The following is a 25,882-nucleotide window of genomic DNA, read 5'->3' on the forward strand; positions in this document are numbered from 1 at the left end:
GGGGATTAAACAATGAGAAGGGTATTAAATATTTTTATATGTGTTATTATAAGTATTCTAGTTGTATTTGGATGCGCATTTGAAGGTAAAGCAAAAAGTCAAAATTTACAAAAAGATATAGCTTCCAAAATAATAAGGTTTCATGTAATAGCGAACAGTGACCTCGGAAATGATCAGCAGCTTAAATTAAAAGTACGGGATAAGGTATTACAGTATATACAACCAAAACTTAAGGGTTCTAAAAATATATATGAGTCGAGAAAAATATTACTTGCTAATAATGATGAGATAAATAAAATTGCAAATGATGTTGTTAAAAAGAATGGATATAATTATGAAGTTAAAACTATGTTATCACATGAAAATTTTCCAGTGAAAACGTATGGTAATATTACTCTTCCCCAAGGGAGATATGAAGCATATAGAATAATTATAGGAAGTGGAAAAGGACATAACTGGTGGTGTGTAATGTTTCCTCCATTATGTTTTGTTGATATAACTAAAGGAGAAGTATCGTATGAGGAAACAGAGAAGGATATGAGAAAGGTTTTAACTGATGAAGAGTATAAATCGATAGATAATAAAATAAATTCCACAGATAAAAGTATAAAAATTAAATTTAAATTATTAGAAATAATTAGAAGCAGGGGAATCTAGTAAGCTAAATACTGGATTCCTTAACTTTGTACAAAAATTTTACTTGCTGTTTTTATAAAATAATTCTCAACAGATTTAAAAAAAGTTTTTACTGAATTATCTTTAGATGGATTTTTATTTGGAGTCTCTACTGTAATTTTATTTGGTTTATTATGCATTAAATATTTGATTAATTTTACTATATCATTGCCGCTATTTGGTTTAGCAAACTTTTCACAATTATCTTTCATGGTTCTGAGCCTATTTGGCGAATTAAGAAGATTTTCTATCTTACTTTTACATGTATTTATATCACATATATTTATTGCTAGATTATTTTTTATAAGAAATTCTGCATTTTTTTCTTCATGGCCGGGTATTGGAGAAAAAATACCCATTGGTATTTTGCATATTAAAGCCTCTGTTACAGTAAGTCCTCCTGGTTTAGTCAATAATAGATCGCTAGCCTGCATATATTTATTTACTTTATTGGTAAAACCTATTATACGAATTTCTTTTGAAAATGCTTCTTTAGATTTTAATAAATCATCATATAGTTTCTGATTTTTACCGGTTATAACTATAATTTGTATATCCATTATAATCTTATCAAGTTGTTCACATATATCCTTAATTTTACCCATTCCTAAGCTTCCGCCCATAACGAGTATTGTAGATTTATTTTTATCTAGTTTTAATTCATGTAATGTATCATCCCTGTCGAATTTTTCCATAAAATCAGATTCAACCGGTATTCCTAAATTATATATTGTATCTTTGGGAATACCTCTTGATATCATTTCGTCTATCATGTCTTGATTTGATACGACATATGCGTCAATATTTGGATGAAGCCATGATGTATGAGGATAATAGTCTGTAATTATTGTGATGCACGGTGTCATTATATTATGTTTCTCTTTCATTATTGAGTCCATTTCAGTGGGAAATGGATGTGTGGATATTATCATATCAGGATTAAACTCTGATACTAATGGAGCCAATTTATAGGTCATAATCTTATTAAATTTTGAACTTATAGTAGAAGCAATTTTATTATAGTCTCCTTCAGAGTATGTATATATTTTGCCATATAATGCTGGAGTAATCTTTAAACTCTTCAAATAACTTCCAATAACAACTTTGTCTATTATTGGATTTATATATTTTAATGTATCAATAATTTTAATATCAGAATTAGGAACTTCTGATTCAATATAATTTCTTAATGCTTCCGCGGCATGGCCATGACCACCACCAGCAGAAACGGAAAGAATTAATATTCGCATTAAATCACCTTCTGGTTAAGTATGTAATAACATTATATAAGATATAAAGACAATAATAAACTAATTTAACAAACAATTAAGAAAAAATTAATATGAGAGTTCATATTTTTATTATTATTATGGATAAGATATGACGGATTAATGTATAACAAAGTAATTAAATATAGATAATATAAGTAATTTATGACTTTTGATAGCAATATAAATAGGAGGAGTATATATTATGAAGTTTTTTAAAAAAAGGATAGTTTATACTTTGATAGTTACACTTATAGTGGTATTTTCCAGCACATTTGCAATACTTATGACATTAGAAAGAACAGATTATAGGAATTATTTACAGGCTGAATATAGCAGAAATATGTATGATTTAATAAATTCGGTTCAAAATATAAGAATAAGTTTAGGAAAGGCAGCTGTAATAGGATCCAATGAACAAAATATAATTACATTTGACAATATATTCAGATATTCAAGTATGGCTAATGATAAATTACATTCACTGCCTATAACGGAACAAGAATCAGGATCAACAAGTAAATTTTTATCTCAGGTAGGTGATTTTTGTTATAGTTTAGCAAAGGTATCATCGGAAGGAAAAGAACTTACGGATAAGGATTATGCGACTATAGATAGGCTTAAAAATGAATCATTTTCTTTGGAACAGCAGCTTAAAAACATACTTGATCAGATAAACAAGGGGAATGTAAGATGGGGCGAAATAAGGAAAAATACTAGTTCAGTTCTTGCTAGCAATCAGGGTGAGCTTTTAGATCAAAAGTTTGCGACTATACAAAAACAGGTAACTGACTATCCTGCATTAATATATGATGGCCCATTTTCAGATAATACTATAAGCGCAGAACCAAAGATAAATTCGCAAAAAGAAGTTTCGAGTAAAGAGGCAGAAAATATAGCTAAAAATATTGTAGGAAAAAATAAAGTAAAAAGTATAAAGTTGGATAACAGTCAGGGCAATGAAAAAATAAACACATATAGATTTTCAATTTCAGATAAAAATGAAAAAAATACTAAGTCAACTGTATGTGAAATAACTAAAAAGGGTGGCAAAGTATTGTACTTGATTAATGATAGGGCGATTGGGAATAAGTCAATTGATGCGAATAAAGCCGTTACTATAGGCAGTAAATATTTGGAGGACATAGGATATAAGAATATGGTACCAACATATACTATGAATTATGGAACATCGCTTGTTATAAGCTATGTTTATAAACAACAGAACATAATTATATATCCAGATCAAATAAAACTTAAAGTAGCGTTAGATAATGGAGAAATAATAGGAATTGAATCACAAAAATATCTTATATCACATGAGGAGAACAGAAATATAGTTCTTCCTAAAGTAACACGAACTCAGGCGAAATCAAAAGTTGGTAAAAAACTCAAAATATCTAGTGAAAGACTTGCAATCATTCCAACTGAAGATAATAGAGAACTTTTGTGTTATGAATTTTCAGGAGTGTATGAAAATGACCAATATATTGTGTATATAAATGCTGAGACAGGTAAAGAACAGAAAATACTTCAGATTATAAATACGCCTAATGGATCATTGGCAATGTAAATAAACAGGGGTTTACAGTTGAAAGCTTAACTTATCCTCCGGATTGTATTTTCAAAATGCGTCCCATAAAAAATACATTTAAATATTATTTGTAAATAATTTATGTTATAATTTATAACATAAATTTATTTACAAATAGAAAGGTGATAGTGATGACAAAGGCACTTGCGATGATGTCGGGAGGATTAGATAGTACTTTGGCGGCTAAGCTCATAAAGGACCAGGGCATAGATGTACTCGGTTTATGCTTTAAATCATACTTTTTTGGACCTAAAAATGCGGTTAGAATGGCAAAACAAATTGATGTACCGTTAAAGGTTGTGGATTTTTCAAAGGAACATTTTGAAATGGTTAAGAATCCCAAACACGGATATGGAAAAAACATAAATCCATGTATAGATTGTCATGCGATGATGATGAGATATGCGGGGAATCTTCTTAAAGAGTATGATGCTCAGTTTATTATAACAGGAGAAGTATTAAATCAAAGACCCATGTCTCAAAATAAATCTTCGCTTGATGTAGTAAGAAAAGAATCTGGATTTAGTGATAAGATATTAAGGCCGTTATGTGCTAAGAATTTAAAGCCTACAGAAATGGAATTGAACGGAATGGTCAATAGAGAAAAGCTTTTGGACATATACGGAAGAAGCAGGAAAGCTCAAATGGAATTAGCAGATAGGTGGGGAGTAAAGGATTATCCATCTCCAGCCGGCGGATGTAAATTAACTGAACCTAATTATGCTAAAAGGTTAAGAGATCTATTAAGATATAATGAAATGCCAAATGAAAATGAATTGGAGTTACTCAAATTTGGCAGACATTTTAGAATATCTGAAAATGCTAAAATTATATCTACAAGAACACATGATGAAGCAGATGAGATAAATGAATTTTTAACGGAAAATGAGTTAATATTTTTTGCAGATGATTTTAATGGGTCAATGATAATAATATATGGCAAACCTACCGAAACTGATATCGAATTGGCTGCAAAAATAACTGGCAGGTATTGCAAAGGAAAAGACGAGGATAGTATTAATGTCAAATATGGATTTTTTAAGCATGAATTAGACAACCATATTGAGATAAAACCTGGAGTTGATGAAGAAATATGCAAATATATTATATAATATATCTTATATAATCTGAGGGTGGTTATTGTTGAAGAAAAGAGCAATTATAACAGTTACAAGTAAACAAACTAAAAATGATGATGATGTAGTTGAATCAGTTACTCCAGGATATTTTTATAGGAAAAGTGACATTTATTATGCCGTATATAAAGAAACAAAAATATCCGGTATGGATGGGACAACTACAATACTTAAAATATCTGATAAAAAGTTACTTTTAATTAGAATCGGTAAAACAACAGCTAAGATGGAGTTTGAAGAAAACAGGGAAAATGTTTCAATGTATAATACTTCATATGGCACTATAGAACTTAAAATAGATACAATTAAATATGAATCTGAAGTTACCGGGGATGGAGGAAATGTGACAATTGATTATAGAATAAGTGCAGCAGATCAGAGTCCTCAATATACGAAATTGTTTATAAATATAAAAGTACAGTGAGAAATTGTTTTTCACTGTACTTTTACTTGTAGACTTTATAATTCCAAACCCTATAAGTTTATAATTTTTAAAAGTGGATATTATTACAGCTAGGATAATTATTAATATAGAAGGTGATAATATTGAAGGGATATTTTGAGGATAAAGGTGTAAAATATGAAAGAATAATAGAAATATTATGTAGGTATAAAAATATAGGCAGAGGAGAACTTATGGAGATATTGAAGGATAAAGAATGTAAATATCTATTATTTTTGCTTGTAAAGAAATACAGATGTTGTGATATGAATATGCTTATTAGAGATTTCCCTGATATGGATAAAAAAAATATGAAGAATAGTATGAGAAAAGCAGAAGAGAAGTTGCTTATAAATAAAAGAATACGTGACATGTATTTTGAAGCAGAAGAGTTGATTGAAAAGTAAACTCGGTCAAGAAATATGGCTATTAATTTTAATTAAAAGTAAAAAAAAGTAGCATAAGAAACAAAAATATGTTAATATATTAAGTATGTTTTGACACAAAAAAATACCATTATATTTACTAAGGGTAATTTTTATTATAAATCTATTTGGACTTTCTGTCAATAATAAACAGAATAATTAGGATTTTTTTGCTAAACATTAATTTATATATATGCAGCATTCTAAAATTCAAATGAAGTTTATTTTTAATATACAATTTAGGGGGTGAAGACTGCTTTAATTTAAGAAAGCAGGATTTTTTATGAGTACAAAATATATATTTGTTACCGGAGGGGTAGTATCTTCTTTGGGAAAAGGGATAACGGCAGCTTCTTTAGGGAGACTTTTAAAAAATAAAGGACTTAAAGTTTCAATACAGAAATTTGATCCATATATAAATATAGATCCGGGAACAATGAGCCCATATCAGCATGGAGAAGTTTTTGTTACGGATGATGGTGCAGAAACTGATCTGGATTTAGGACATTATGAGAGGTTTATAGATGAAAATCTTGGGAAAAACAATAATGTAACTACGGGGAAAATATATTGGTCAGTAATCTCCAAGGAGAGAAAGGGTGATTACTTAGGGGGAACAGTTCAAGTTATTCCTCATATAACCAATGAAATAAAATCTAGAGTTTATAGAGTTGCCAAAGAAAGAGATATAGATGTTGTAATAACAGAAATTGGGGGAACAATAGGTGATATAGAGTCGTTACCGTTTCTTGAGGCTATAAGACAGATAAAATATGATGTCGGTACAAACAATGTATGTTTTATACATGTAACATTGGTCCCTTATTTGGGAAAATCCGGAGAACTGAAAACTAAACCAACACAGCATTCTGTAAAGGAACTAAGAGGAATAGGCATTCAGCCTGATATAATAGTATGCAGATCTGAGAAACCTTTATCCGATGAACTTAAAGGTAAAATAGGCTTATTCTGTAATGTAGATGGTGATTCAGTAATTCAAAATCTGGATGCAGAAAATTTGTATGAAGTGCCTTTAATGCTGCACAAAGAGGGCTTAGATGATTTAGCCTGTAACAAACTAGGAATTATCTGTAAAGAGAGCGATAATACTGAATGGTCAGATATGGTTACTAAAATAAAAAGTCTATCAAAGACTGTAACAATAGGTTTAGTTGGGAAATATGTTGAACTTCATGATGCATATATTTCAGTAGTAGAGGCATTAAATCACGGTGGATATGTAAATGATGCAAATGTAAAAATAAAATGGATAAATTCTGTAGATATTACTAAAGACAATGCAGAAGACTATCTTAAAGACGTAGATGGAGTACTAGTACCTGGAGGATTTGGTGACAGAGGAATAGAAGGTAAAATAGAAGCAATCAGATGGGTTAGGGAAAACAATATACCATTTTTGGGGATATGTCTTGGAATGCAGTGTGCTGTAATTGAATTTGCACGTAATGTTTTAGGGTATAAAGGAGCACATAGTTCGGAGATAGATCCTGATACAGAATTTCCTGTAATAGATCTTATGCCAGATCAAAAAGATATAGATGAAAAGGGAGGAACTATGAGACTCGGCTTGTACCCTTGTAAGTTATCTAAAGATACAAACTCATATAATGCGTATGAAGAAGAGATAATATATGAAAGACACAGACATAGATATGAGTTTAACAATGAGTATAGAAAAGCACTTGTAGATGCTGGACTTAATTTGGCTGGGATGAGCCCTGATTCAAAGCTTGTTGAAATAATTGAAATTGAAGGACATCCATGGTTTGTTGGAGTACAGTTCCATCCTGAGTTGAAATCAAGACCTAATAGACCACATCCGCTTTTTAGAGAATTTATAAAAGCATCTTTGAATAATAAATAAATCAATTAGATATATGGTGTTTTAAATGTCACCATATATCTTTACCTTAATTTACTTTTCTACAAATTCATATTTGCTTAAACTCATCCCATTTATTTCAGAATAATAAAGCAAGATATATGATACGGAAATTATGTGTTATAAACTAAAGAATTTTAGTAAGTTTTATGGATTAAATTAAAAAAAAGGGGTATAATGTATTTTAATAATGTAGCCTTTCAAAAAATTCTTTAAATATTCCCCAAAAGGTTATATAAACTAAATAATGTGAGGTGTTATTGTTGGGTAATAACGATATTGAAAGTATGACGTTAGCGCAATTAAGAGAAATTGCAAAAGGTTTAGGGGTTAGGAATATTTCTAAATATAGAAAGTTAGAGTTAATTGAGGAGATAAAAAAAGTATCTCCAGCTTACATAGAAAAAGATGGTATAGTACTTAGGGAAAAGATAACTTCTAAAATTGATATTGAAAATAACGATAAAAATGATGATGATAAAAAAGATACCAGCATTTCAAAGACTGAAATACATACCATAAAAAATCATAACAATAATAGTAATCGAGAAAAAAATAAACAACAAAGAGAAAATGAATATGTAAAAAATAATGAAGAAGATAAAAAAGAGAAACTAAAAGAAATGATAAATGAATCTGATTCAGCAAAAGGCGTATTAGAAATAATAGAGAATAATAATTATGGTTTTTTAAGAGGCAAAAATTATCTAACTGGACCAGATGATATATATGTATCCCCTTCGCAGATAAGAAGATTTAATCTGAAAACAGGTGATGAAGTTCAGGGAAAAGTTAGAACACCAAAAGAAGGAGAAAAATTCAAGGCTCTTTTGTATGTTGAAAAGATTAATGGAGAAAATCCCGAAAAAGCAGTTGGAAGAAGCCCTTTTGAAACTCTTGTTCCAATCTATCCAAATCAGAGATTAAGATTAGAGACTAGTCAATCAGACTTATCCACAAGGCTTATGGATATAATATCCCCGATAGGAAAAGGACAAAGGGGAATTATAGTTGCACCGCCTAAAGCTGGTAAAACAACTCTTCTAAAAAAGATAGCCCAAAGTATATCTAGAAATCATCCTAAAGTTAAATTAATAGTTGTTTTGATAGATGAAAGACCGGAAGAAGTTACTGATATGCAAAGATCTATAAAAGGAGAGGTAATTTATTCTACATTTGATGAAGAACCGGAACACCATACTAAAGTAGCGTATATGGTACTTGAAAGAGCTAAAAGGATGGTTGAACAGGGACAGGATGTAATCATATTATTAGATAGTTTGACTAGATTATCCAGAGCATATAATTTAACTATAACTCCTACTGGAAGAACTTTATCAGGAGGACTAGATCCAGGAGCCTTAATAATGCCTAAGAAATTCTTTGGAGCTGCAAGGAATATAGAACAAGGCGGAAGCCTTACTATATTGGCCACAGCGCTTATTGAAACTGGAAGTAGAATGGATGATATGATATTTGAAGAATTTAAGGGTACTGGAAATATGGAAGTACACTTAAATAGAAAACTTCAAGAAAGAAGAATTTTCCCTGCTATAGATATATACAAATCTGGAACTAGAAGAGATGATCTTCTATTGAAAGATCCGATGGAGAAAGAGGCAGCATTCAATATAAGAAAAGTTTTATATGATGAAAATAATACTCAAAATGTAACGGAGCAGCTTATAAATTTTCTCTCAAAGACTAAAGATAATGAGGAACTTGTTAATTTAATTAGTAAAATGGACATGAGCAAATCAAGTAACAATTAATTAATAAAAATAAAACCTGTCCTTATTAAATAAAGGACAGGTTTTATAACAAGATTAAATAAAATTTTTAATCTTATTTTGTGTCTTCAGCAGTTAGATTAAATTTCTTCATAAATTTATCAACTCTTCCGCCAGCATCAACAATCTTCTGTTTACCAGTGAAGAATGGATGGCATTTAGAACATATTTCCACTTTTAACTCTTTCTTTGTAGAACCAGTTGTAAAAGTGTTTCCACATGCACACTTAACTACCGCATCATGATAGTATTCTGGATGTATGCCTTCTTTCATGTTTTTCACCTCTTTCAAATAAAAACAAACAAAATTTCACACATTTACTAATTAACCATTGTATTATAGCACAATGTAAAATATTAAGTCAATAATGATTAATTACTGTCCATCAATACTTTAATACGTATTATTTGTTTGTTAAAATATATAGGAGCAAAACAATTATATAGGGTTTGTAAGTTTCAAGCTTAACTTATACTTCAGCTGACATTTCCAAAATTCGTCACGTAAAAAATTTCTAGTAAGTCTAAGTTCGTATTTATAAAAATCTAAGTAGATTTTATAAACTCGCAGGCTTAAACATATAAAATCTACTTAGATTTTCAAAAATACTTCACCAAGACTTACTAAAAAATTTTTTAATGTGTCTGCATTTTGGAAATGTCAGCTTACGTATAACTTAATCTTGGAATTACAAACCCCATAATAAAAGTTTAATATGAGATTTAAAAGAAAGATAAGGTGGTTGAATGACTAGAAAAACTTCGGTTGGTGGTCAAGCGGTAATTGAAGGTGTGATGATGAGAGGTGTTAATGGTACAGCTGTTGCCGTAAGAAAATCAGATGGTGAAATAGAAATAAAAAATGAGAAGGACGTACCATGGTCTAAAAGGAGAAGTTTTTTTAAGTTCCCAATAGTAAGAGGATTTGTTTCATTAATAGAATCACTTATAATAGGGATAAGGACTTTAAATTATTCGGCGTCTTTTTTTGACGAGGAAGATGAAGAACCTGGAAAATTTGAAATATGGTTCAAAAATGTATTTGGGGATAAGAGCGATAATATAATTATGGGGATAATGTTTTTAGTATCTTTGGGAATAGCCATTTCAATATTTTTTATATTTCCAACTTTTGCTGCTGGCATTTTTAAGAGAGTCCATCTCTATAATCCTATACTTCTTAATATAATTGAAGGAATTATTAGAGTAGGTATATTTTTGGTGTATATATACTTGATAGGCAAAATGGAAGATATAAATAGGGTTTTTGAGTATCATGGAGCTGAGCATAAAACTATATTTTGTTATGAGAATGAAGAAGAACTTACTCCAGAAAAAGCGAAGAAATTTAAAAGATTTCATCCCAGATGTGGGACAAATTTTTTATTTTTAGTTATGATAGTAAGTATAATATTATTTTCATTAACAGGTTGGCATTCGCTCTGGCAGAGAATACTTTATAGGATTATCCTTTTGCCGGTAGTTTCAGGAGTTACATATGAAATAATAAAATGGATGGGTAAGAGTAATAGTCTTTTGTCTAAAATAACATCATATCCTGGATTACTGCTTCAAAGACTTACTACGAGGGAACCTGATTTACAACAGTTAGAAGTTGCCATAGCAGCTTTAAAAGCAGCTGAAGGTATAGAGGATGGATTACAAAAAGGAACTGGAGAAAACTATGAGTAGACAAGTAACAAGTATAGCAAAATTATTAAAATATGGATATGAAACTTTAAGGAAAAGTAAAATAGACAGTTATGCGTTAGATACTGAACTATTGCTGGGAAAGGTTATTGGCAAGGATAGATTGTTTATACTGCTTAATGGAAATTATGAAGTGGATAACAGTGCTGCTGAGGAATATTTTAAACTCATAGACCTTAGAAGGGAAAGGATGCCTGTTAAATATATTTTTGGCAAATGCGAATTTATGGGGCTTGATTTTTATATTAAAGAGGGAGTATTGATACCGAGACCTGATACTGAGATTCTAGTCGAGCAGGCCATAAAAGAAATAAAAAAGAATAATTTTGAAAAGATATGTGATGTATGCTGTGGAAGTGGTATAATTGGCGTATCCATTGGCAAGTTTATAGATGATACTAAAATTGTGTGTACAGATATATCAGATATTGCCATTGATGTTACAAAAATAAATATTGATATGTTTAATTTGGGTGAAAAAGTATCTGCAAAGAAAGGGGATTTACTTAAAGGCTTTATAGAAGATAATTCGAAATTTGACCTGGTAGTTTCAAACCCACCCTATATAAGGATGAAAATTATACCAGAGCTTATGAGGGATGTAAGAGATTATGAACCTTATATTGCCCTATGTGGCGGTGAAGATGGACTGGACTTTTACAGGAAGATAACAGAGCAAAGTAAGAAAGTTTTAAATGATTCCGGAATGCTTATATATGAGATAGGATATGATCAAAGATTAGCTGTTTGTGATATATTAAGAGAGAATGGATTCCGAAATATAAATTGTATAAAGGATTTAGCAGGTGAGGACAGAGTTGTAAGCGCCCGGTACTCTGCACATAATTAAAATCTAAAAAATATAAGCAGGTTATTTGTTTGACAGGAGTAATATGATATAATTATCTATTGTGAATATATTGATACGGAGTGATAAAAAGTATGTTAGAAAGACTTAATTTTATAGAAAGTAAATATGAGGAGTTATCTGTAAAAATAAGTGATCCTACAGTTATGGCAGATCAGAAGGAATGGCAGAAATTGTGTAAGGAACACGCTGATATGGAGATAATAGTGACACAATTTAGGATATATAAAAAAGCACAACAGGATCTAGAAGCAGATAAGGAAATGTTAAGGGATAATATAGACAAAGAATTGAAAGAAATGTGTCAGGAAGAGATAAAGGATCTTGAGGAAACTGTTAAAGAAAAGGAAAATGAACTTAAGATATTACTTTTGCCTAAGGATCCTAATGATGACAAGGATGTTTTTGTTGAAATAAGAGCAGGTGCAGGAGGAGAAGAAGCGGCTTTATTTGCGGCAAATCTTACAAGAATGTATACAAGATATGCTGAGCGTAAGGGCTTTAAAATAGAGACTATAAGCATAAATGCAACTGATCTTGGTGGATTTAAGGAGATTGTATTTATGATAAAGGGAAAAGGAGCTTACAGCAGGTTAAAATATGAAAGCGGAGTACATAGAGTTCAGAGGGTTCCAGATACTGAATCAAGCGGACGAATTCATACATCAACGGCTACAGTAGCTGTGCTGCCAGAAGTTGATGATGTTGATATAGAGATAAGTTCAAATGATATCAGAATAGATGTATTTAGAGCATCAGGACATGGTGGACAATGTGTTAATACTACTGATTCCGCTGTAAGAATTACACATTTACCTACGGGAATAGTTGTATCATGTCAGGATGAAAAATCTCAGCTTAAAAATAAAGAGAAGGCAATGAAAGTTCTTAAATCAAGGTTATTTGATAAAGCAGAAGCTGAAAGAAGTGCAAGTATAGCCGAAGATAGAAAAAGTCAAGTGGGAACAGGAGACAGAAGTGAGAGAATAAGAACTTATAATTATCCTCAAGGAAGAATAACTGATCATAGGATAGGACTTACATTATACAAATTGGATTCATTCTTAGACGGAGATATAGATGAGGTTATAGATGCCCTTATTACTGCAGATCAGGCTGAAAAGATGAAAAATATAGGCAGGGATTAGTTTACATTATATTAAAGTCCGGAAAAGAGGGAGAACATGGATATAGATAAAGCTATCAAAAAACAAAAAAAATCATATGAGAGGTTTATGATATCTATGTGTTTAATTTTTTTTTTATTCTACCCGTTGTTTTTATACTTTCTAAAAAGTTTTATATATTTTATATATTATATTTAATATTTTTAGAAGTTTTAATACTTTTATATATGATCATAAGAACTAGTAAGGAAGCTCTAAAGTATAGATATGATGGGTATAGATTGAAAATTATACTTGGTATAACCTCAAAAAATATAAATATTATTTGTGATAAAGTCGTGTTTGTACATGTAGAAGAAGACGATGAGACTCATGACAGTGGAGATTTTAAAATAATCTTGATTGCTCTGTCTAAATTTAGAAGTGATAGAATGCTCCCTATTGATGAAAGGTTTTTAAAAAAACATGCTTATATAGCGCAAAAATATTATAAGCTTAAAACTAATTTTCTGGAAAATAGCTATTATTATACTATTATAAAAAGGGGAAAATTTAAAAAATATCCCTTATTGGATCTGATCTATCACTCATGTGTTTATGCCGATTTTAGTGAAGAAGCGATAGATACAATAAAATACTATAGAGATAATTCTAAAACCCATAATTAAAATGTCATATATGAACTCATATAACAATAAATATGTTATATGAGTTTATACAGTAATTTTTAATAAGGTGGTTTTTTGGGAAAGGATATTGGAAGTATAGTAGTTATAGGCAGTGTAGTTTCTTTAACGGGTACGATGATAGGTGCTTTTTTAGGTACAATACTAAAAGAGCCATCTAAAAAAATGCTTGGCACTATTATTGGTTTTGCAGCTGGACTTATGATGTCAGTTGTGGTTTTTGATTTAATACCGGAAGCCCTGACTAAATGGGATTTTGTGCAGACGTTAGTTTGGTGTATACTAGGTATTGGAATTATTATAATAATTGATAATGGAATAAAAATAGATAATATGAATACACATATTAAAGTTGCATTTATGACAGGTTTGGGACTTATGATCCATAATTTCCCTGAAGGTATGATAATGGGATGTGGTTTTGCAGCAGGAGGCAGTCTTGGAATAAAAATGAGTCTCATCATTGCAATACATGATATACCAGAAGGCATTGCAGTGGCTGCACCACTTATTGCATCAAAGGTCAAAGCTCCAAAAGTACTTTTGTATGCATTTATAACGGCCTTCCCTACGGCTATTGGGGCATGGATTGGAGCGTACATAGCTAACATATCATTAAATGTATTAGGGGCATGTCTGTCATTGGCATCGGGTATAATGCTCTATGTAGTGTGTGGAGAAATGATTCCTGAATCATCAAGATTATGGAATGGAAGAGCAAGTACATTAGGAATATTAACAGGAATCATAGTAGGACTTATAATGGTTAATGTATTTTAATATACCCATTGTGATGTGTATCGCAATGGGTTGTTTCAAATTCATATAAAATCAAAAGGTGGGGATAGTAATGAACACAAAGATAATTATGCTTAAAGAGGGAAGTTTAGATAAAAGTATGATAAAAGAGCCGGCTGAGTCGATAAAGAAAGGAAAACTTGTAATATTTCCAACAGAGACTGTTTATGGTTTGGGAGCAAATGCATTGGATTCTGATGCAGTTAAAAAGATATTTGAAGCAAAAGGAAGGCCTCAAGATAATCCTCTTATAGTTCATATATCTGACTTTGATGAAATAGAGCCTTTAGTTAGTAGTATACCGGATGTTGCAAGGAAACTTATGAATGAATTTTGGCCTGGACCTATGACTATGATTTTGCCAAAGGCTAATATAATACCTGATACAACAAGTGCATCGCTTCCAAGCGTTGGAATACGAATGCCATCTAATATAGTAGCAAGAGAGTTGATAAAGCAGGCAGGCGTTCCTATAGCTGCTCCATCAGCTAATATATCTGGCAGACCAAGTCCAACTGATGTTGAAAGATGTATTGAGGATATGGATGGAAAGGTTGACTATATACTTGGTGGAGAAATGTGTGATATAGGAGTGGAATCAACAGTAATAGATTGTACAGTAGATCCTATATGTGTATTAAGACCTGGCGGTATAACGATTGAAATGCTTAAAAGGATTGATAAAAATGCGTATATTGATCCAGCTATAATGAAAAAACCTGGTAAAGATTTTAAGCCAAAAGCACCAGGGATGAAATATAGGCATTATGCACCTAAAGCACATGTTAAAATTATTAATGGGGATTTGCAAAAAACTATTGCAAAAATCAACGAAATGATGCAAAATTATATAGATGGAAATAAAAAGGTAGGAGTTATGGCTACTGATGAGACAAAATTATTATACAATAATGGGCTTGTGAAATCTCTTGGAAGTAGAAAAGATATGCTTAGTATATCTAAAAATCTGTTTGAAACTCTAAGGAGTTTTGATGATGATAATGTTGATATAATATTGTCTGAAGGATTTGAGGAAATCGGTGTTGGTGTAGCTGTAATGAATAGATTAAAAAAATCAGCTGGCTTTGATATACTAACAGTTTAATCTTAAAAGGAGGTAGAAAATGAAGAACATACTATTTGTTTGTACAGGTAATACTTGTAGAAGTTGTATGGCAGAGGCTATTTTTAATTATTTTTGTGATATAAGTGGTTTTAAAGCTATTTCTGCTGGTTTATTTGTTATAAATGGTAGTACGACCTCCAAAAATGCAGCTGAAATTATAAAAAATAATATAAAAGAAGACATAAGGAATAGAAAAGCAGTTCAAATAAACAGGAATTTATTAGAAACCTCTAAACTCGTTTTCACAATGACATCAGGTATAAAAAATATATTAAGAGAAGATTTTGCTAGGTTTAAAAACAAAATATTTACGTTAAATGAATATGTTTCAGTGCATAGTGATATTATAGATCCATTTGGAAGTAATATTGAGGCATATGCAGAAACTTATGATCAATTAGTTTATAGTATAAAGTTATTACTGCAAAAGTTAAAAGGAGAAGCAGGCATTTTTTGATGCTACTATCTTCTTTTTTTGTGGACTTATAATCATTATCATAAATTTAATATTATTTGGAGGTGTTTTATATGAAAATCGCGTTAGGCAGTGATCATGCAGGATTGCCATTGAAAAAAGAGATAATAGACCATTTACATGATATAGAAGCTGAATTTGAGGATTTTGGAACCTTTACAAGTGAATCATGCGATTATCCTGATTTTGCATTAAAGGTGGCAGAGGAAGTTTCAAAGAAAAATTTTGAGTTTGGAATTTTGGTTTGCGGAACAGGAATAGGTATTAGTATAGCAGCTAATAAAGTGCCAGGTATAAGAGCTGCATTATGTAGTGATACCTTTAGTGCACATGCATGCAGAGAACACAATGATGCAAATATTCTCGCTCTTGGACAGAGGGTAATAGGCCCAGGCCTTGCACTAGATATAGTTGATATATTTTTAAATACCAAATTTCAAGGTGGAAGACATGAGAGAAGAATAGGCAAAATAACTGATATTGAAGATAAATATTTTAAGTAATTGGAGGAGAATAATATGAGTAAATTAACACAAATATCACACCCATTAATATTACATAAGTTATCACTAATAAGAGATAAGAATACAGGTTCCAAAGATTTTAGAGAACTTGTAGAAGAAGTCGCAATGCTTATGGCGTATGAGGTAACTCGTGATTTGCAGCTTGAAGAGGTTGAAATCGAAACTCCTATATGTAAAACTAAGTGTAAAATGCTTTCAGGAAAAAAAGTTGCTGTAGTTCCAATATTAAGAGCAGGACTAGGTATGGTCGGTGGAATGATAAAATTGATTCCAGCGGCTAAGGTCGGACATATAGGATTATACAGAGATGAAAAGACATTAAAACCAGTAGAATATTTTTGCAAACTTCCACAGGATATAGAAGAAAGAGAAATAATAGTTACAGATCCTATGCTTGCAACTGGTGGATCTGCGGCAGATGCTATAACATTACTTAAAAAAAGGGGAGCTAGAAATATAAGATTAATGTGTCTTATAGCAGCACCAGAAGGAATTAAACATGTAATGGATACACATCCGGATGTTGATATATATGTAGCTTCAGTGGATGAAAAATTAAATGACAATGGATATATAGTTCCTGGACTTGGTGATGCTGGTGATAGATTGTTTGGAACTAAATAAAAACAGCGATTATTCGCTGTTTTTATTTAGTTATAGAATCAGTCTTTTAATTATATGGTATTTGGTATAGAATAAATAAAGGATTAAAGTGTTTTTGGAGGGTATTATGCAGAGAATTGATAAAAAAAATTATTATTTAGATATATGTGAGACAATACTGGAAAGAGGTACGTGCCTTAGAAGAAATTTTGCAGCCATAATAGTGAAACATGACGAGATAATATCTACAGGTTACACAGGTGCCCCTAGGGGTAGAAAAAATTGTTCTGATATTGGATACTGTAAGAGGGAAGAATTAAAAGTGCCCAGAGGTACAAGATACGAACTTTGTAGATCTGTTCATGCAGAGCAGAATGCAATTATATCTGCAAGGCGGCAGGATATGCTAGATTCAACAATTTATCTTGTTGGAAAGGAAAATAAGACTCAAGAATATGTACATAATGCGTCTCCATGTTCATTGTGCAAGAGGTTTATAATAAATGCTGGTATTAAGAAGGTTATAATAAGGGAGTCAAAGACTGATTACAGAGAGATAGATGTTAGTGAATGGATTGAAAATGATGAATCATTAACAGGAGAAACTGTATATTAAGAAAAATTAATTTCATTAGGCACAATCTTTGATTAGTTAGAAGGATGATTTATATGGATAATTTATATATTTTGGCAGCTTTCGCAGTAGTATTTTCTGCACTGTTCACTCCCATAGTTAAAAGAATTGCTATATCAATAAATGTAATTGATGTACCAAAGGATGATAGAAGAGTGCATAAAAAACCAATTCCATTACTTGGAGGACTAGCGATCTATTTTTCTTTTATATTTACAATTATTTTAAAAGCAGGAGCACTTACATCTCAAGAAAAGGGAATAATTATAGGAGCTACTATAATAGTTATAGGTGGTTTTTTAGATGACAAATTTGATTTAAAACCATGGCAAAAACTATTATTTCAGCTTGGGGCATCAATAGCGCTGATACTATATGGAGTAATGATATTTCGTATAACTAATCCTATAGCGAATTCTAATCTATATATAAATGTAAAAGTATTTTCTATACCACTTACTATTATATGGGTAGTTGGAATTACAAATGCTCTTAATCTTATCGATGGACTTGATGGTCTGGCAGCTGGAGTAGCATTTATATCATGTATAACAATACTTATAATAGCATTATTAAATTCAAGAATAGAAGCTTCTGTACTTACTAGCATATTAGCTGGTTCTATTTTAGGATTTTTGCCTTATAATTTCAACCCGGCATCTATATTTATGGGGGATACTGGGGCACAACTATTAGGATTTTTATTAGCAGCAATATCAATAGAAGGGGCCGTTAAATCTGCTGCAGCATTTGCTATAGCAGTTCCAATTCTCGCACTTGGCATACCAATCTATGATACACTTTTTGCTGTAATAAGAAGAAAGATAAATGGTAAACCGATAATGCAGGCCGATAAGGGACACCTTCATCATAGATTGCTTGCTATGGGACTTAGCCAAAAACAGGTTGTGATGATAATGTATTTTATAAGTGCAGTACTTGGAACATTTGCGGTAATAGCTATGCAGGTAAATAGTCAGAGGTCATATTTTTTGCTTTTAATAGTTATGATTATATTGATAATTACAGCGTGGAAATGCGGCTTTTTTAAGCACAGGGAATAGATTATGAAAAATTTTTTAGTTGATGATTTTATTTATGTATAAGATGGAGGTAATTGTATGGATAGAATTAAAATAATAACAATATTCGGAACCAGACCTGAGGCTATAAAGATGGCTCCACTAGTAAAAAAAATGAGAAAAAAACCATGTATAGAAAGTAAAATATGTGTAACTGCACAGCATAGACAGATGTTGGATCAGGTACTTAATTTATTTGATATAGAACCTGACTTTGATCTAAATGTAATGAAGGATAAACAGAGTCTTACGGGAATAACAAGCAGAGTACTGATTGGACTAGAGGAAATATTCAAAAGTGAAAAACCTGATCTGGTTTTAGTTCATGGCGATACAACAACAACGTTTGCAGGAGCACTGGCTGCCTTTTATCAAAAAATTAGAGTTGGTCATGTTGAAGCTGGACTTAGAACATATGATAAATATTTTCCATTTCCAGAGGAGATGAACAGAAAACTTACGGGAGCTATAGCAGATATGCACTTTGCGCCGACTTTGGGATCAAAGCAAAATCTTTTAAGGGAAGGTGTAAATGAAAATAATATATATATAACAGGGAATACAGTAATAGATGCTATGGAATTTACGGTAGATAATAATTACACATTTAACAATAAAGAGTTAAATAATATTAAATTTGATAGAAGAAAAGTTATAATGGTAACAGCGCATAGACGTGAGAATTGGGGAGATGGTATTAAAAATATCTGTAAGGCACTTAAAAGTATTATAGAAGAAAATAAGGATACGGAATTAGTATATTTGGTTCATTTAAATCCTGTTGTGAGGGATACTGTTTATAGTATACTTGGTAATGTAGATAGGGTTCACTTACTTGAACCACTTGATACAAAGGAAACTCATAATTTAATGAATAAGTGCTATATGATTATGACTGATTCTGGTGGACTCCAGGAGGAGGCCCCACATCTTGGTAAACCTGTATTGGTACTTAGAAATGTTACGGAAAGACCGGAAGCGGTAAAAGCCGGGACTGTAAAACTTGTAGGAACAGATTTTAATAAAATAGTTGAATGTGCAAATGAACTCATAAGAGATAAGGATGAATATCAAAAAATGAGTAGAGCAATAAATCCATATGGAGATGGCAAGGCTTCATCTAGAATCGTAAAAGCTATATTACAATATTTTAATATTGAGCATGGAGAATTTAAAGAATTTAACTAGAGGCAATGCTTCTAGTTTATATTTTTTAATTTTTTAAAAAAGTTTGTCTTATTTTTAACAAAAACATTGATAAAAATTTAATTATCAAGTATAATTAAGTAGTAGAGAAAAGGTTACCAATTAAAGATTTTACTTTTAATTAACAATATTTATCGATTAATTATATATTACTTTATCATGTAAAAAAATTTTATTTTTAGGAGGATTTTTTTATGAAAGATGTAGTTATAGTAAGTGCTGTTAGAACAGCAATAGGCAAATTTGGAGGAACTTTAAAAAATACACCAACAACAGAGCTTGGATCAATAGTAATAAAAGAAGCTATAAAAAGAGCTGGAATTAAACCAGGTGATGTCGACGAGGTAATGATGGGAAATGTGCTTCAAGCAGGAGAAGGACAAAATCCAACTAGAATAGCTTCATTAAGAGCAGGAGTACCAGATACAGTACCAGCTTTCACTCTTAATAAATTATGTGGATCAGGAATGAGAACAGTTATATTGGCAGCCCAAGAAATAAAAGCAGGTGACGGAGATGTATTTGTAGTAGGTGGAATGGAAAATATGTCAAGAGCACCATATATACTTACAGGAGCTAGATGGGGTTATAGAATGGGCGAATCCAAGATATATGACCATATGTTAGCTGATGGATTATTCGATGCAATTAACAATTATCATATGGGAGTGACTGCAGAGAATATAGCAGAACAATGGCATATAACTAGAGAAGATCAGGACAAGTTCGCCCTGGAATCTCAGAAGAAATCTCAAGCAGCCATAGAAGCAGGAAGATTTAAGGATGAAATAGTTCCAGTAACAATAAAGAATAGAAAGGGAGATATTGTATTTGATACAGATGAATTCCCTAGATTTGGTTCAACATTAGAAGCACTTGCAAAATTAAAACCATCATTTAAAAAAGATGGAACGGTTACAGCTGGAAACTCATCAGGTATAAATGATTCAGCAGCAGCATTGGTTGTTATGAGTGCTGACAAAGCGAAAGAATTAGGTGTTAAACCACTTGCTAAAATAGTATCATATGGAACAGCAGGATTAGATCCAAAGATAATGGGATATGGTCCATATTATGCAACTAAAAATGCACTTGCTAAAACAGATTTAACAATAGACGACATGGAATTGATAGAATTAAATGAAGCATTTGCATCTCAAAGTTTGGCAGTTTCAAGAGATTTAAAACTTGATATGAGTAAAGTTAATGTAAATGGAGGAGCAATATCACTTGGTCATCCAGTAGGAGCATCAGGAGCAAGAATATTGGTAACATTACTTTATGAAATGGAAAAGAGAAATTGCAAGAGAGGACTCGCAACTCTTTGCATAGGTGGTGGAATGGGTGCTGCCACAATAGTTGAGCGTTTATAGGCTTAACATATTACAGCATAATAACAAATGATAAAACAAAGTAGACACATATTTATATTTTAGTGTCTGCTTTGTTTTTGTATGTGATTTAATTAGAATATAATAAAAAAAATTGAATGATACTTTTAAGTTAAATTAGGTAGTATTGAGTAGAAAATACAAGAAATATGAAATATAAAATAAAAGAAAACGTTTTTGTAAAGTATATGAAAATCAGAAAAAACTTGCTATAATATACTTGTTTGATCATAAATTCTGAAAAATATAATATTTATATAAAATTTATAGTTTTGTTAAGCATTTGATATAATATATTATAATAAAGCGGTTAAAATAAAAAAAGGTAGGTATTTTAACAAAAAATTAAACTTTTAGATTATATTTTAAAGATATATAATTATTATCAACCATTTTTATAGATAAGATAAAAAAACTTCTTTTCGGAGGAAATGACTTTGAACAAGGATATTTTGAGTATGGTAAAGGGCGTTGCTACAATTAATATTATAATAGGAATTATACTAACAGTTATTGTACAGATAATATTTAAAAGATATGGTCTCTTTGTGCTTGTTGGAATGATTATAGCAATACTTAATTTCTTTATAAATTGTGTGTTAAGTGATTTTGTTACAACAAAATTACAACATATTTCTGCAATTTTTTATACTGCAAATTTTATTTTGAGAGTTGTATTAGCAGCTGGAATAGGGTATCTTATATTTGAGTACAATAAATATAATTTGGCAGCATACCTATTTGGATATACTTCCCACATTGTGGGATTATATATATACACAAGCTTTAAAAATAGTCATAATAATCTATAAAAGGATGTGATGAAGTGGAAACTTTCGAGCCATTGTTTACAATAGCTATTGGAGGATTAAAAATAGGTATAACCTCCAGTATTATTGTCCAATGGATTATAATTATTGCTTTATTGATATTAGCGAAGTTTTTTACTGCTAATATGAAAAAAATACCTAATAAAAAACAAAGCGGTGTTGAAATTCTTGTTGGATTTCTAAATAATTTTGTTAAGGGAAATATGGGAGAAGAATATGTAAATTATATTCCCTATATCGGAACTTTAGGAGTATACATTATTGTCATGAATATTGTTCCGGCATCATTTGGAATAGCAGCACCAACAGAAGATTTAAGTGTAGCAGCAGGATTGGCTATTATAAGTTTTGTACTAATTCAGACTAATGCAATAAAAAAAGGTGGAGTTAGAGGCTATTTGTTAAAGTATGCTCAGCCCGCTATACCATTATTACCACTCAACATTATAGAGAGGATAGTTCTTCCTGTATCATTGAGTCTCCGACTTTTTGGAAATATGGTTGCTGGAGCTGTAATTATCTCCATGGTATATAAAGGATTGGCAGGTATGGCTTGGTTTAGCCAATTTATAATACCAATTCCTTTACATGCTTTCTTTGATTTATTTGATGGCTCAATACAAATGATAGTATTCGTTATGTTAACAATGATGAATATAAAAGTAGTAGCAGAAAATGAATTTTAATATTATTTTATTTAAGGAGGATTTTTTATTATGAATTTGGATGCACAATCATTTATAAAAGGTATGGCAGCAATAGGTGCAGGTTTAGCTGCTATTGGATGCTTAGGTGGAGGTATTGGAGTTGGTACTGCTGCTGGTAAGGCAGTTGAAGGAGTTTCAAGACAACCAGAGGCAAGTGGTAAAATATTAAGTACATTCTTTGTAAGTGCAGCTTTATCAGAGGTAACAGCTATCTATAGTTTACTTATAGGTCTTATTTTGGTATTTAAAGTTTGATTTGAATCAGTCAGTATGCCCTCATCGGTTTACATATTTTTAGAGGGGAGGATTAAAAGTTAGATGAAAATCGATTTAGGAACGATTATTATAACTATAATAAATTTCGGTATATTGTATCTTATCCTGGCGCATTTTTTCTTTAAACCTGTTAATAATGTTTTAGATAATAGAACTGAAGAAATTACCTCGAAAATCAAAAATGCTGATGATAATGAAAAGAAATCTCAACAGTTGTTAGCACAGCATCAGGAATTACTTAAAGATTCAAAAAAAGAAGGCAAGGGTATAGTAGCAGAATATAGAAATAAAGCGCAGAAAACTTCTGATGACATAATAAAAGATGCTGAACGCGAGGCTCAACTTATTATATCCCGAGCTAAAACAGAAGCTAAAAGAGAGAAAGAGAAAGCAGAAGCCGAAATAAAAGGTCAAGTCGTAGATCTTGCTGTGTTGGTTTCTTCAAAAGCATTAGAAGAATCAATAGATAATGATCAGCACAGGAAGCTTATTAAAGATTTTATAGCTAAGGTAGGTATCTAACTATGCATGAATATTTAGATAGAAGATACGCTCTTGCACTTTATAAGGTAGCGGAGGAAAAAGGACAGGTTAATGAATATTTGCAAGAACTAGAAGATGTAGTAGCTGCTATACATGCAAATGAAGATTTTTCAAAACTTATGAAACACCCTCAAGTAAGTACTTCAAATAAAAAGAAATTATTTGAGGCAGCTTTTAAAGGTAAAGTAAGTAATGATGTATTATCGTTCTTATTACTTTTAATAGAAAAAGGAAGGATTTCAGAGCTTGATGGTAAGCTTCTTGAATTCAAGAAGATTAATCTTGAAAGAAATAATACTGTAGTAGCTAAGGTTAAAACCGTTGTTCCATTATTAGAAGATGAAAGAAATTTATTAAAGGATAAACTTCAACGAAAATATTCTAAGAAAATTATTTTGAGAGAAGAAATTGATGAGGGTATAATTGGTGGAGTTTATGTTCAAGTAGATAATGAAGTAATAGATGGAACAGTAAAATCAAAAATTCAGGAAATGAAAAAATTAATGCTTAAATGAGGATAGAGGTGAGCCTATGAACATAAAACCTGAAGAAATAACTTCAATCATAAAAGAAGAAATACAAAAATATGAGAAGAAAATAGAAACTGTTGATTCAGGTACAATAATAGAAATTGGCGATGGTATAGCCAGAGTTTATGGTTTAAATAACTGTATGGCTGGAGAACTTTTAGAGTTCCCAAATGATGTTTTTGGTATGGCTCTAAATCTCGAACAAGATAATGTAGGTTGCGTTATATTAGGTTCAGAAGAGGGCATAAAAGAAGGCGATATAGTTAAAAGAACTGGAAAAGTTGTTGAAGTTCCAGTAGGAGATGAAATTATAGGTAGAGTTGTAAACTCACTTGGAGAGCCTATAGATGGCAAGGGACCAATTAAAGCTGATGAAACAAGACCAGTTGAGATAAAGGCTCCTGGTGTTATTGAAAGACAGTCAGTTAAACAGCCATTACAGACAGGTTTAAAGTCAATAGATTCGATGATACCAATTGGAAGAGGGCAAAGAGAATTAATAATAGGAGATAGACAGACGGGTAAAACGGCCATAGCTATAGATACTATTATTAACCAGAAGGGAAAAGATGTAATTTGTATATATGTTGCTATAGCTCAAAAACAATCTACTGTAGCAAACATAGTAAATAATCTTACAGAAGCTGGTGCTATGGATTATACGATAGTTGTGTCATCTTCTGCATCCGAGACAGCACCACTTCAATATATAGCCCCATATTCTGGATGTACTATGGGCGAATATTTTATGCATAAAGGAAAAGATGTACTTATTATATATGATGATTTGTCTAAGCATGCTGTTGCTTATAGAACAATGTCATTATTACTCCGTAGACCACCAGGAAGAGAAGCTTATCCTGGAGATGTTTTTTACTTGCATTCAAGACTTCTTGAAAGAGCAGCAAAACTTTCAGATGAATTAGGTGGAGGATCACTTACAGCCCTTCCTATAATAGAAACTCTTGCAGGAGATGTAACTGCATATATTCCAACAAATGTTATTTCAATAACAGATGGTCAAATATTCCTTGAATCTGAGTTATTTAATGCCGGTCAAAGACCTGCAGTTAATGCTGGTATATCTGTATCCAGAGTTGGTGGTAATGCGCAAATTAAAGCTATGAAGCAAGTTTCAGGAACATTAAGACTTGATCTTGCTCAATATAGAGAACTTGCTTCATTTTCACAATTTGGATCAGATCTTGATAAAGAATCATTAAGAAGGCTTGAAAAAGGTAAAAGGCTTACAGAAATATTGAAACAAAAACAATATTCACCAATGTCTGTTGAAAAACAAGTAATAATATTGTTTGCTGGTGTAAATAATTATCTTAATGATGTACCTGTAGAGAGAATTAAGGAGTTCGAAGAAGAATTCTTAGAATATGTTGATACTCATCATAAAGACATACCAGATGAAATAATTGAAAAAAAGGTTTTATCGGATGAGTTGACTAAAAAACTCGTAAATGTAATAAGTGAATTCAAAAAAATATTTTTAGCAGAGGCTTAAGCTTAAGGCTTCTGCGG

General features: G+C 31.2%; 28 protein-coding genes. 26 read left to right on the top strand and 2 right to left on the bottom strand.

Annotated elements, in window-relative coordinates; genetic code table 11:
- The first annotated feature begins 12 nt into the window (after positions 1 to 12).
- Positions 13 to 657 (top strand): stage II sporulation protein R, encoded by a 645-nt coding sequence (gene spoIIR, locus D4Z93_RS00810; protein ID WP_119969888.1) that lies wholly within the window; start codon positions 13 to 15, stop codon positions 655 to 657.
- Between the two features lie 20 nt (positions 658 to 677).
- Here spoIIR and D4Z93_RS00815 read toward each other — a convergent pair whose 3' ends face one another.
- A complete protein-coding gene (locus D4Z93_RS00815; protein ID WP_119969889.1) occupies positions 678 to 1,925 on the bottom strand; it encodes an MGDG synthase family glycosyltransferase in 1,248 nt (415 codons plus the stop codon).
- A 223-nt stretch (positions 1,926 to 2,148) separates the two neighbouring features.
- On the opposite strand from D4Z93_RS00815, the gene ypeB reads away from it, so the two are divergent.
- The 6 genes from ypeB (at position 2,149) to rho (ending at position 9,215) form a co-directional block, all read left to right on the top strand.
- Positions 2,149 to 3,516 carry a germination protein YpeB gene (gene ypeB / locus D4Z93_RS00820; protein ID WP_119969890.1) on the top strand — a complete coding sequence of 456 codons (1,368 nt, stop codon included), beginning with the start codon at positions 2,149 to 2,151 and terminating at the stop codon, positions 3,514 to 3,516.
- A gap of 152 nt (positions 3,517 to 3,668) precedes the next feature.
- Positions 3,669 to 4,649 (top strand): tRNA 4-thiouridine(8) synthase ThiI, encoded by a 981-nt coding sequence (locus D4Z93_RS00825; RefSeq protein ID WP_119969891.1) that lies wholly within the window; start codon positions 3,669 to 3,671, stop codon positions 4,647 to 4,649.
- A 31-nt stretch (positions 4,650 to 4,680) separates the two neighbouring features.
- Complete coding sequence (locus D4Z93_RS00830; RefSeq protein WP_119969892.1) at positions 4,681 to 5,097, top strand: YwiB family protein; 417 nt, start codon at positions 4,681 to 4,683, stop codon at positions 5,095 to 5,097.
- A gap of 122 nt (positions 5,098 to 5,219) precedes the next feature.
- On the top strand, positions 5,220 to 5,522 hold the full coding sequence (locus D4Z93_RS00835) for a ribose-5-phosphate isomerase (protein ID WP_119969893.1): 303 nt from the start codon (positions 5,220 to 5,222) through the stop codon (positions 5,520 to 5,522).
- A 301-nt stretch (positions 5,523 to 5,823) separates the two neighbouring features.
- Positions 5,824 to 7,425: a CTP synthase gene (locus D4Z93_RS00840; RefSeq protein ID WP_119969894.1), complete on the top strand. Its 1,602-nt coding sequence runs from the start codon at positions 5,824 to 5,826 to the stop codon at positions 7,423 to 7,425.
- Between the two features lie 281 nt (positions 7,426 to 7,706).
- Positions 7,707 to 9,215 (top strand): transcription termination factor Rho, encoded by a 1,509-nt coding sequence (rho, locus tag D4Z93_RS00845; RefSeq protein WP_119969895.1) that lies wholly within the window; start codon positions 7,707 to 7,709, stop codon positions 9,213 to 9,215.
- A gap of 73 nt (positions 9,216 to 9,288) precedes the next feature.
- On the opposite strand, the gene rpmE is transcribed toward rho, so the two are convergent.
- Positions 9,289 to 9,507, bottom strand: coding sequence for a 50S ribosomal protein L31 (rpmE, locus tag D4Z93_RS00850; protein ID WP_119969896.1), 219 nt, complete (start codon positions 9,505 to 9,507; stop codon positions 9,289 to 9,291).
- 473 nt (positions 9,508 to 9,980) lie between these two features.
- Between rpmE and D4Z93_RS00855 the strand changes: the two genes are divergently transcribed.
- The 19 genes from D4Z93_RS00855 (at position 9,981) to atpA (ending at position 25,865) form a co-directional block, all read left to right on the top strand.
- On the top strand, positions 9,981 to 10,925 hold the full coding sequence (locus D4Z93_RS00855) for a DUF1385 domain-containing protein (RefSeq protein WP_119969897.1): 945 nt from the start codon (positions 9,981 to 9,983) through the stop codon (positions 10,923 to 10,925).
- Entirely contained in the window at positions 10,918 to 11,793 is an 876-nt protein-coding gene (gene prmC, locus D4Z93_RS00860) for a peptide chain release factor N(5)-glutamine methyltransferase (RefSeq protein WP_119974172.1), read from the top strand. The genes D4Z93_RS00855 and prmC overlap by 8 nt, the downstream gene beginning before the upstream one ends.
- A gap of 92 nt (positions 11,794 to 11,885) precedes the next feature.
- Complete coding sequence (gene prfA / locus D4Z93_RS00865; protein WP_119969898.1) at positions 11,886 to 12,959, top strand: peptide chain release factor 1; 1,074 nt, start codon at positions 11,886 to 11,888, stop codon at positions 12,957 to 12,959.
- Between the two features lie 260 nt (positions 12,960 to 13,219).
- Positions 13,220 to 13,606 carry a hypothetical protein gene (locus D4Z93_RS13410; RefSeq protein WP_243105965.1) on the top strand — a complete coding sequence of 129 codons (387 nt, stop codon included), beginning with the start codon at positions 13,220 to 13,222 and terminating at the stop codon, positions 13,604 to 13,606.
- Positions 13,607 to 13,741: 135 nt separating this feature from the next.
- The gene (locus D4Z93_RS00875; protein WP_199798419.1) at positions 13,742 to 14,404 is read left to right on the top strand and encodes a ZIP family metal transporter; all 663 of its coding nucleotides are present in this window, start codon (positions 13,742 to 13,744) and stop codon (positions 14,402 to 14,404) included.
- Between the two features lie 70 nt (positions 14,405 to 14,474).
- Complete coding sequence (locus D4Z93_RS00880; protein ID WP_119969900.1) at positions 14,475 to 15,527, top strand: L-threonylcarbamoyladenylate synthase; 1,053 nt, start codon at positions 14,475 to 14,477, stop codon at positions 15,525 to 15,527.
- 19 nt (positions 15,528 to 15,546) lie between these two features.
- Complete coding sequence (locus tag D4Z93_RS00885) at positions 15,547 to 16,005, top strand: low molecular weight protein arginine phosphatase (RefSeq protein WP_119969901.1); 459 nt, start codon at positions 15,547 to 15,549, stop codon at positions 16,003 to 16,005.
- A 71-nt stretch (positions 16,006 to 16,076) separates the two neighbouring features.
- Complete coding sequence (gene rpiB, locus D4Z93_RS00890; RefSeq protein WP_119969902.1) at positions 16,077 to 16,526, top strand: ribose 5-phosphate isomerase B; 450 nt, start codon at positions 16,077 to 16,079, stop codon at positions 16,524 to 16,526.
- Between the two features lie 15 nt (positions 16,527 to 16,541).
- Positions 16,542 to 17,171, top strand: a complete 630-nt coding sequence (gene upp / locus D4Z93_RS00895) for a uracil phosphoribosyltransferase (RefSeq protein WP_119969903.1) — start codon at positions 16,542 to 16,544, stop codon at positions 17,169 to 17,171.
- A 106-nt stretch (positions 17,172 to 17,277) separates the two neighbouring features.
- Positions 17,278 to 17,766 carry a deoxycytidylate deaminase gene (locus tag D4Z93_RS00900; protein ID WP_119969904.1) on the top strand — a complete coding sequence of 163 codons (489 nt, stop codon included), beginning with the start codon at positions 17,278 to 17,280 and terminating at the stop codon, positions 17,764 to 17,766.
- Between the two features lie 53 nt (positions 17,767 to 17,819).
- On the top strand, positions 17,820 to 18,848 hold the full coding sequence (locus tag D4Z93_RS00905) for an MraY family glycosyltransferase (protein WP_119969905.1): 1,029 nt from the start codon (positions 17,820 to 17,822) through the stop codon (positions 18,846 to 18,848).
- 57 nt (positions 18,849 to 18,905) lie between these two features.
- Positions 18,906 to 20,054: a non-hydrolyzing UDP-N-acetylglucosamine 2-epimerase gene (gene wecB / locus D4Z93_RS00910; protein WP_119969906.1), complete on the top strand. Its 1,149-nt coding sequence runs from the start codon at positions 18,906 to 18,908 to the stop codon at positions 20,052 to 20,054.
- 212 nt (positions 20,055 to 20,266) lie between these two features.
- Positions 20,267 to 21,445, top strand: a complete 1,179-nt coding sequence (locus D4Z93_RS00915; RefSeq protein ID WP_119969907.1) for an acetyl-CoA C-acetyltransferase — start codon at positions 20,267 to 20,269, stop codon at positions 21,443 to 21,445.
- Positions 21,446 to 21,900: 455 nt separating this feature from the next.
- A complete protein-coding gene (locus D4Z93_RS00920; RefSeq protein ID WP_119969908.1) occupies positions 21,901 to 22,275 on the top strand; it encodes an ATP synthase subunit I in 375 nt (124 codons plus the stop codon).
- 14 nt (positions 22,276 to 22,289) lie between these two features.
- Positions 22,290 to 22,979, top strand: coding sequence for a F0F1 ATP synthase subunit A (locus D4Z93_RS00925; protein WP_119969909.1), 690 nt, complete (start codon positions 22,290 to 22,292; stop codon positions 22,977 to 22,979).
- 30 nt (positions 22,980 to 23,009) lie between these two features.
- The gene (atpE, locus tag D4Z93_RS00930; protein WP_119969910.1) at positions 23,010 to 23,255 is read left to right on the top strand and encodes an ATP synthase F0 subunit C; all 246 of its coding nucleotides are present in this window, start codon (positions 23,010 to 23,012) and stop codon (positions 23,253 to 23,255) included.
- A gap of 63 nt (positions 23,256 to 23,318) precedes the next feature.
- The gene (locus D4Z93_RS00935) at positions 23,319 to 23,798 is read left to right on the top strand and encodes a F0F1 ATP synthase subunit B (protein ID WP_119969911.1); all 480 of its coding nucleotides are present in this window, start codon (positions 23,319 to 23,321) and stop codon (positions 23,796 to 23,798) included.
- A gap of 2 nt (positions 23,799 to 23,800) precedes the next feature.
- Positions 23,801 to 24,334, top strand: coding sequence for a F0F1 ATP synthase subunit delta (locus D4Z93_RS00940; RefSeq protein WP_119969912.1), 534 nt, complete (start codon positions 23,801 to 23,803; stop codon positions 24,332 to 24,334).
- Between the two features lie 16 nt (positions 24,335 to 24,350).
- On the top strand, positions 24,351 to 25,865 hold the full coding sequence (gene atpA, locus D4Z93_RS00945; protein WP_119969913.1) for a F0F1 ATP synthase subunit alpha: 1,515 nt from the start codon (positions 24,351 to 24,353) through the stop codon (positions 25,863 to 25,865).
- Positions 25,866 to 25,882 lie beyond the last annotated feature (17 nt).

This window comes from Clostridium fermenticellae (assembly GCF_003600355.1).
In the GTDB taxonomy this organism is placed as follows: domain Bacteria; phylum Bacillota; class Clostridia; order Clostridiales; family Clostridiaceae; genus Clostridium_AV; species Clostridium_AV fermenticellae.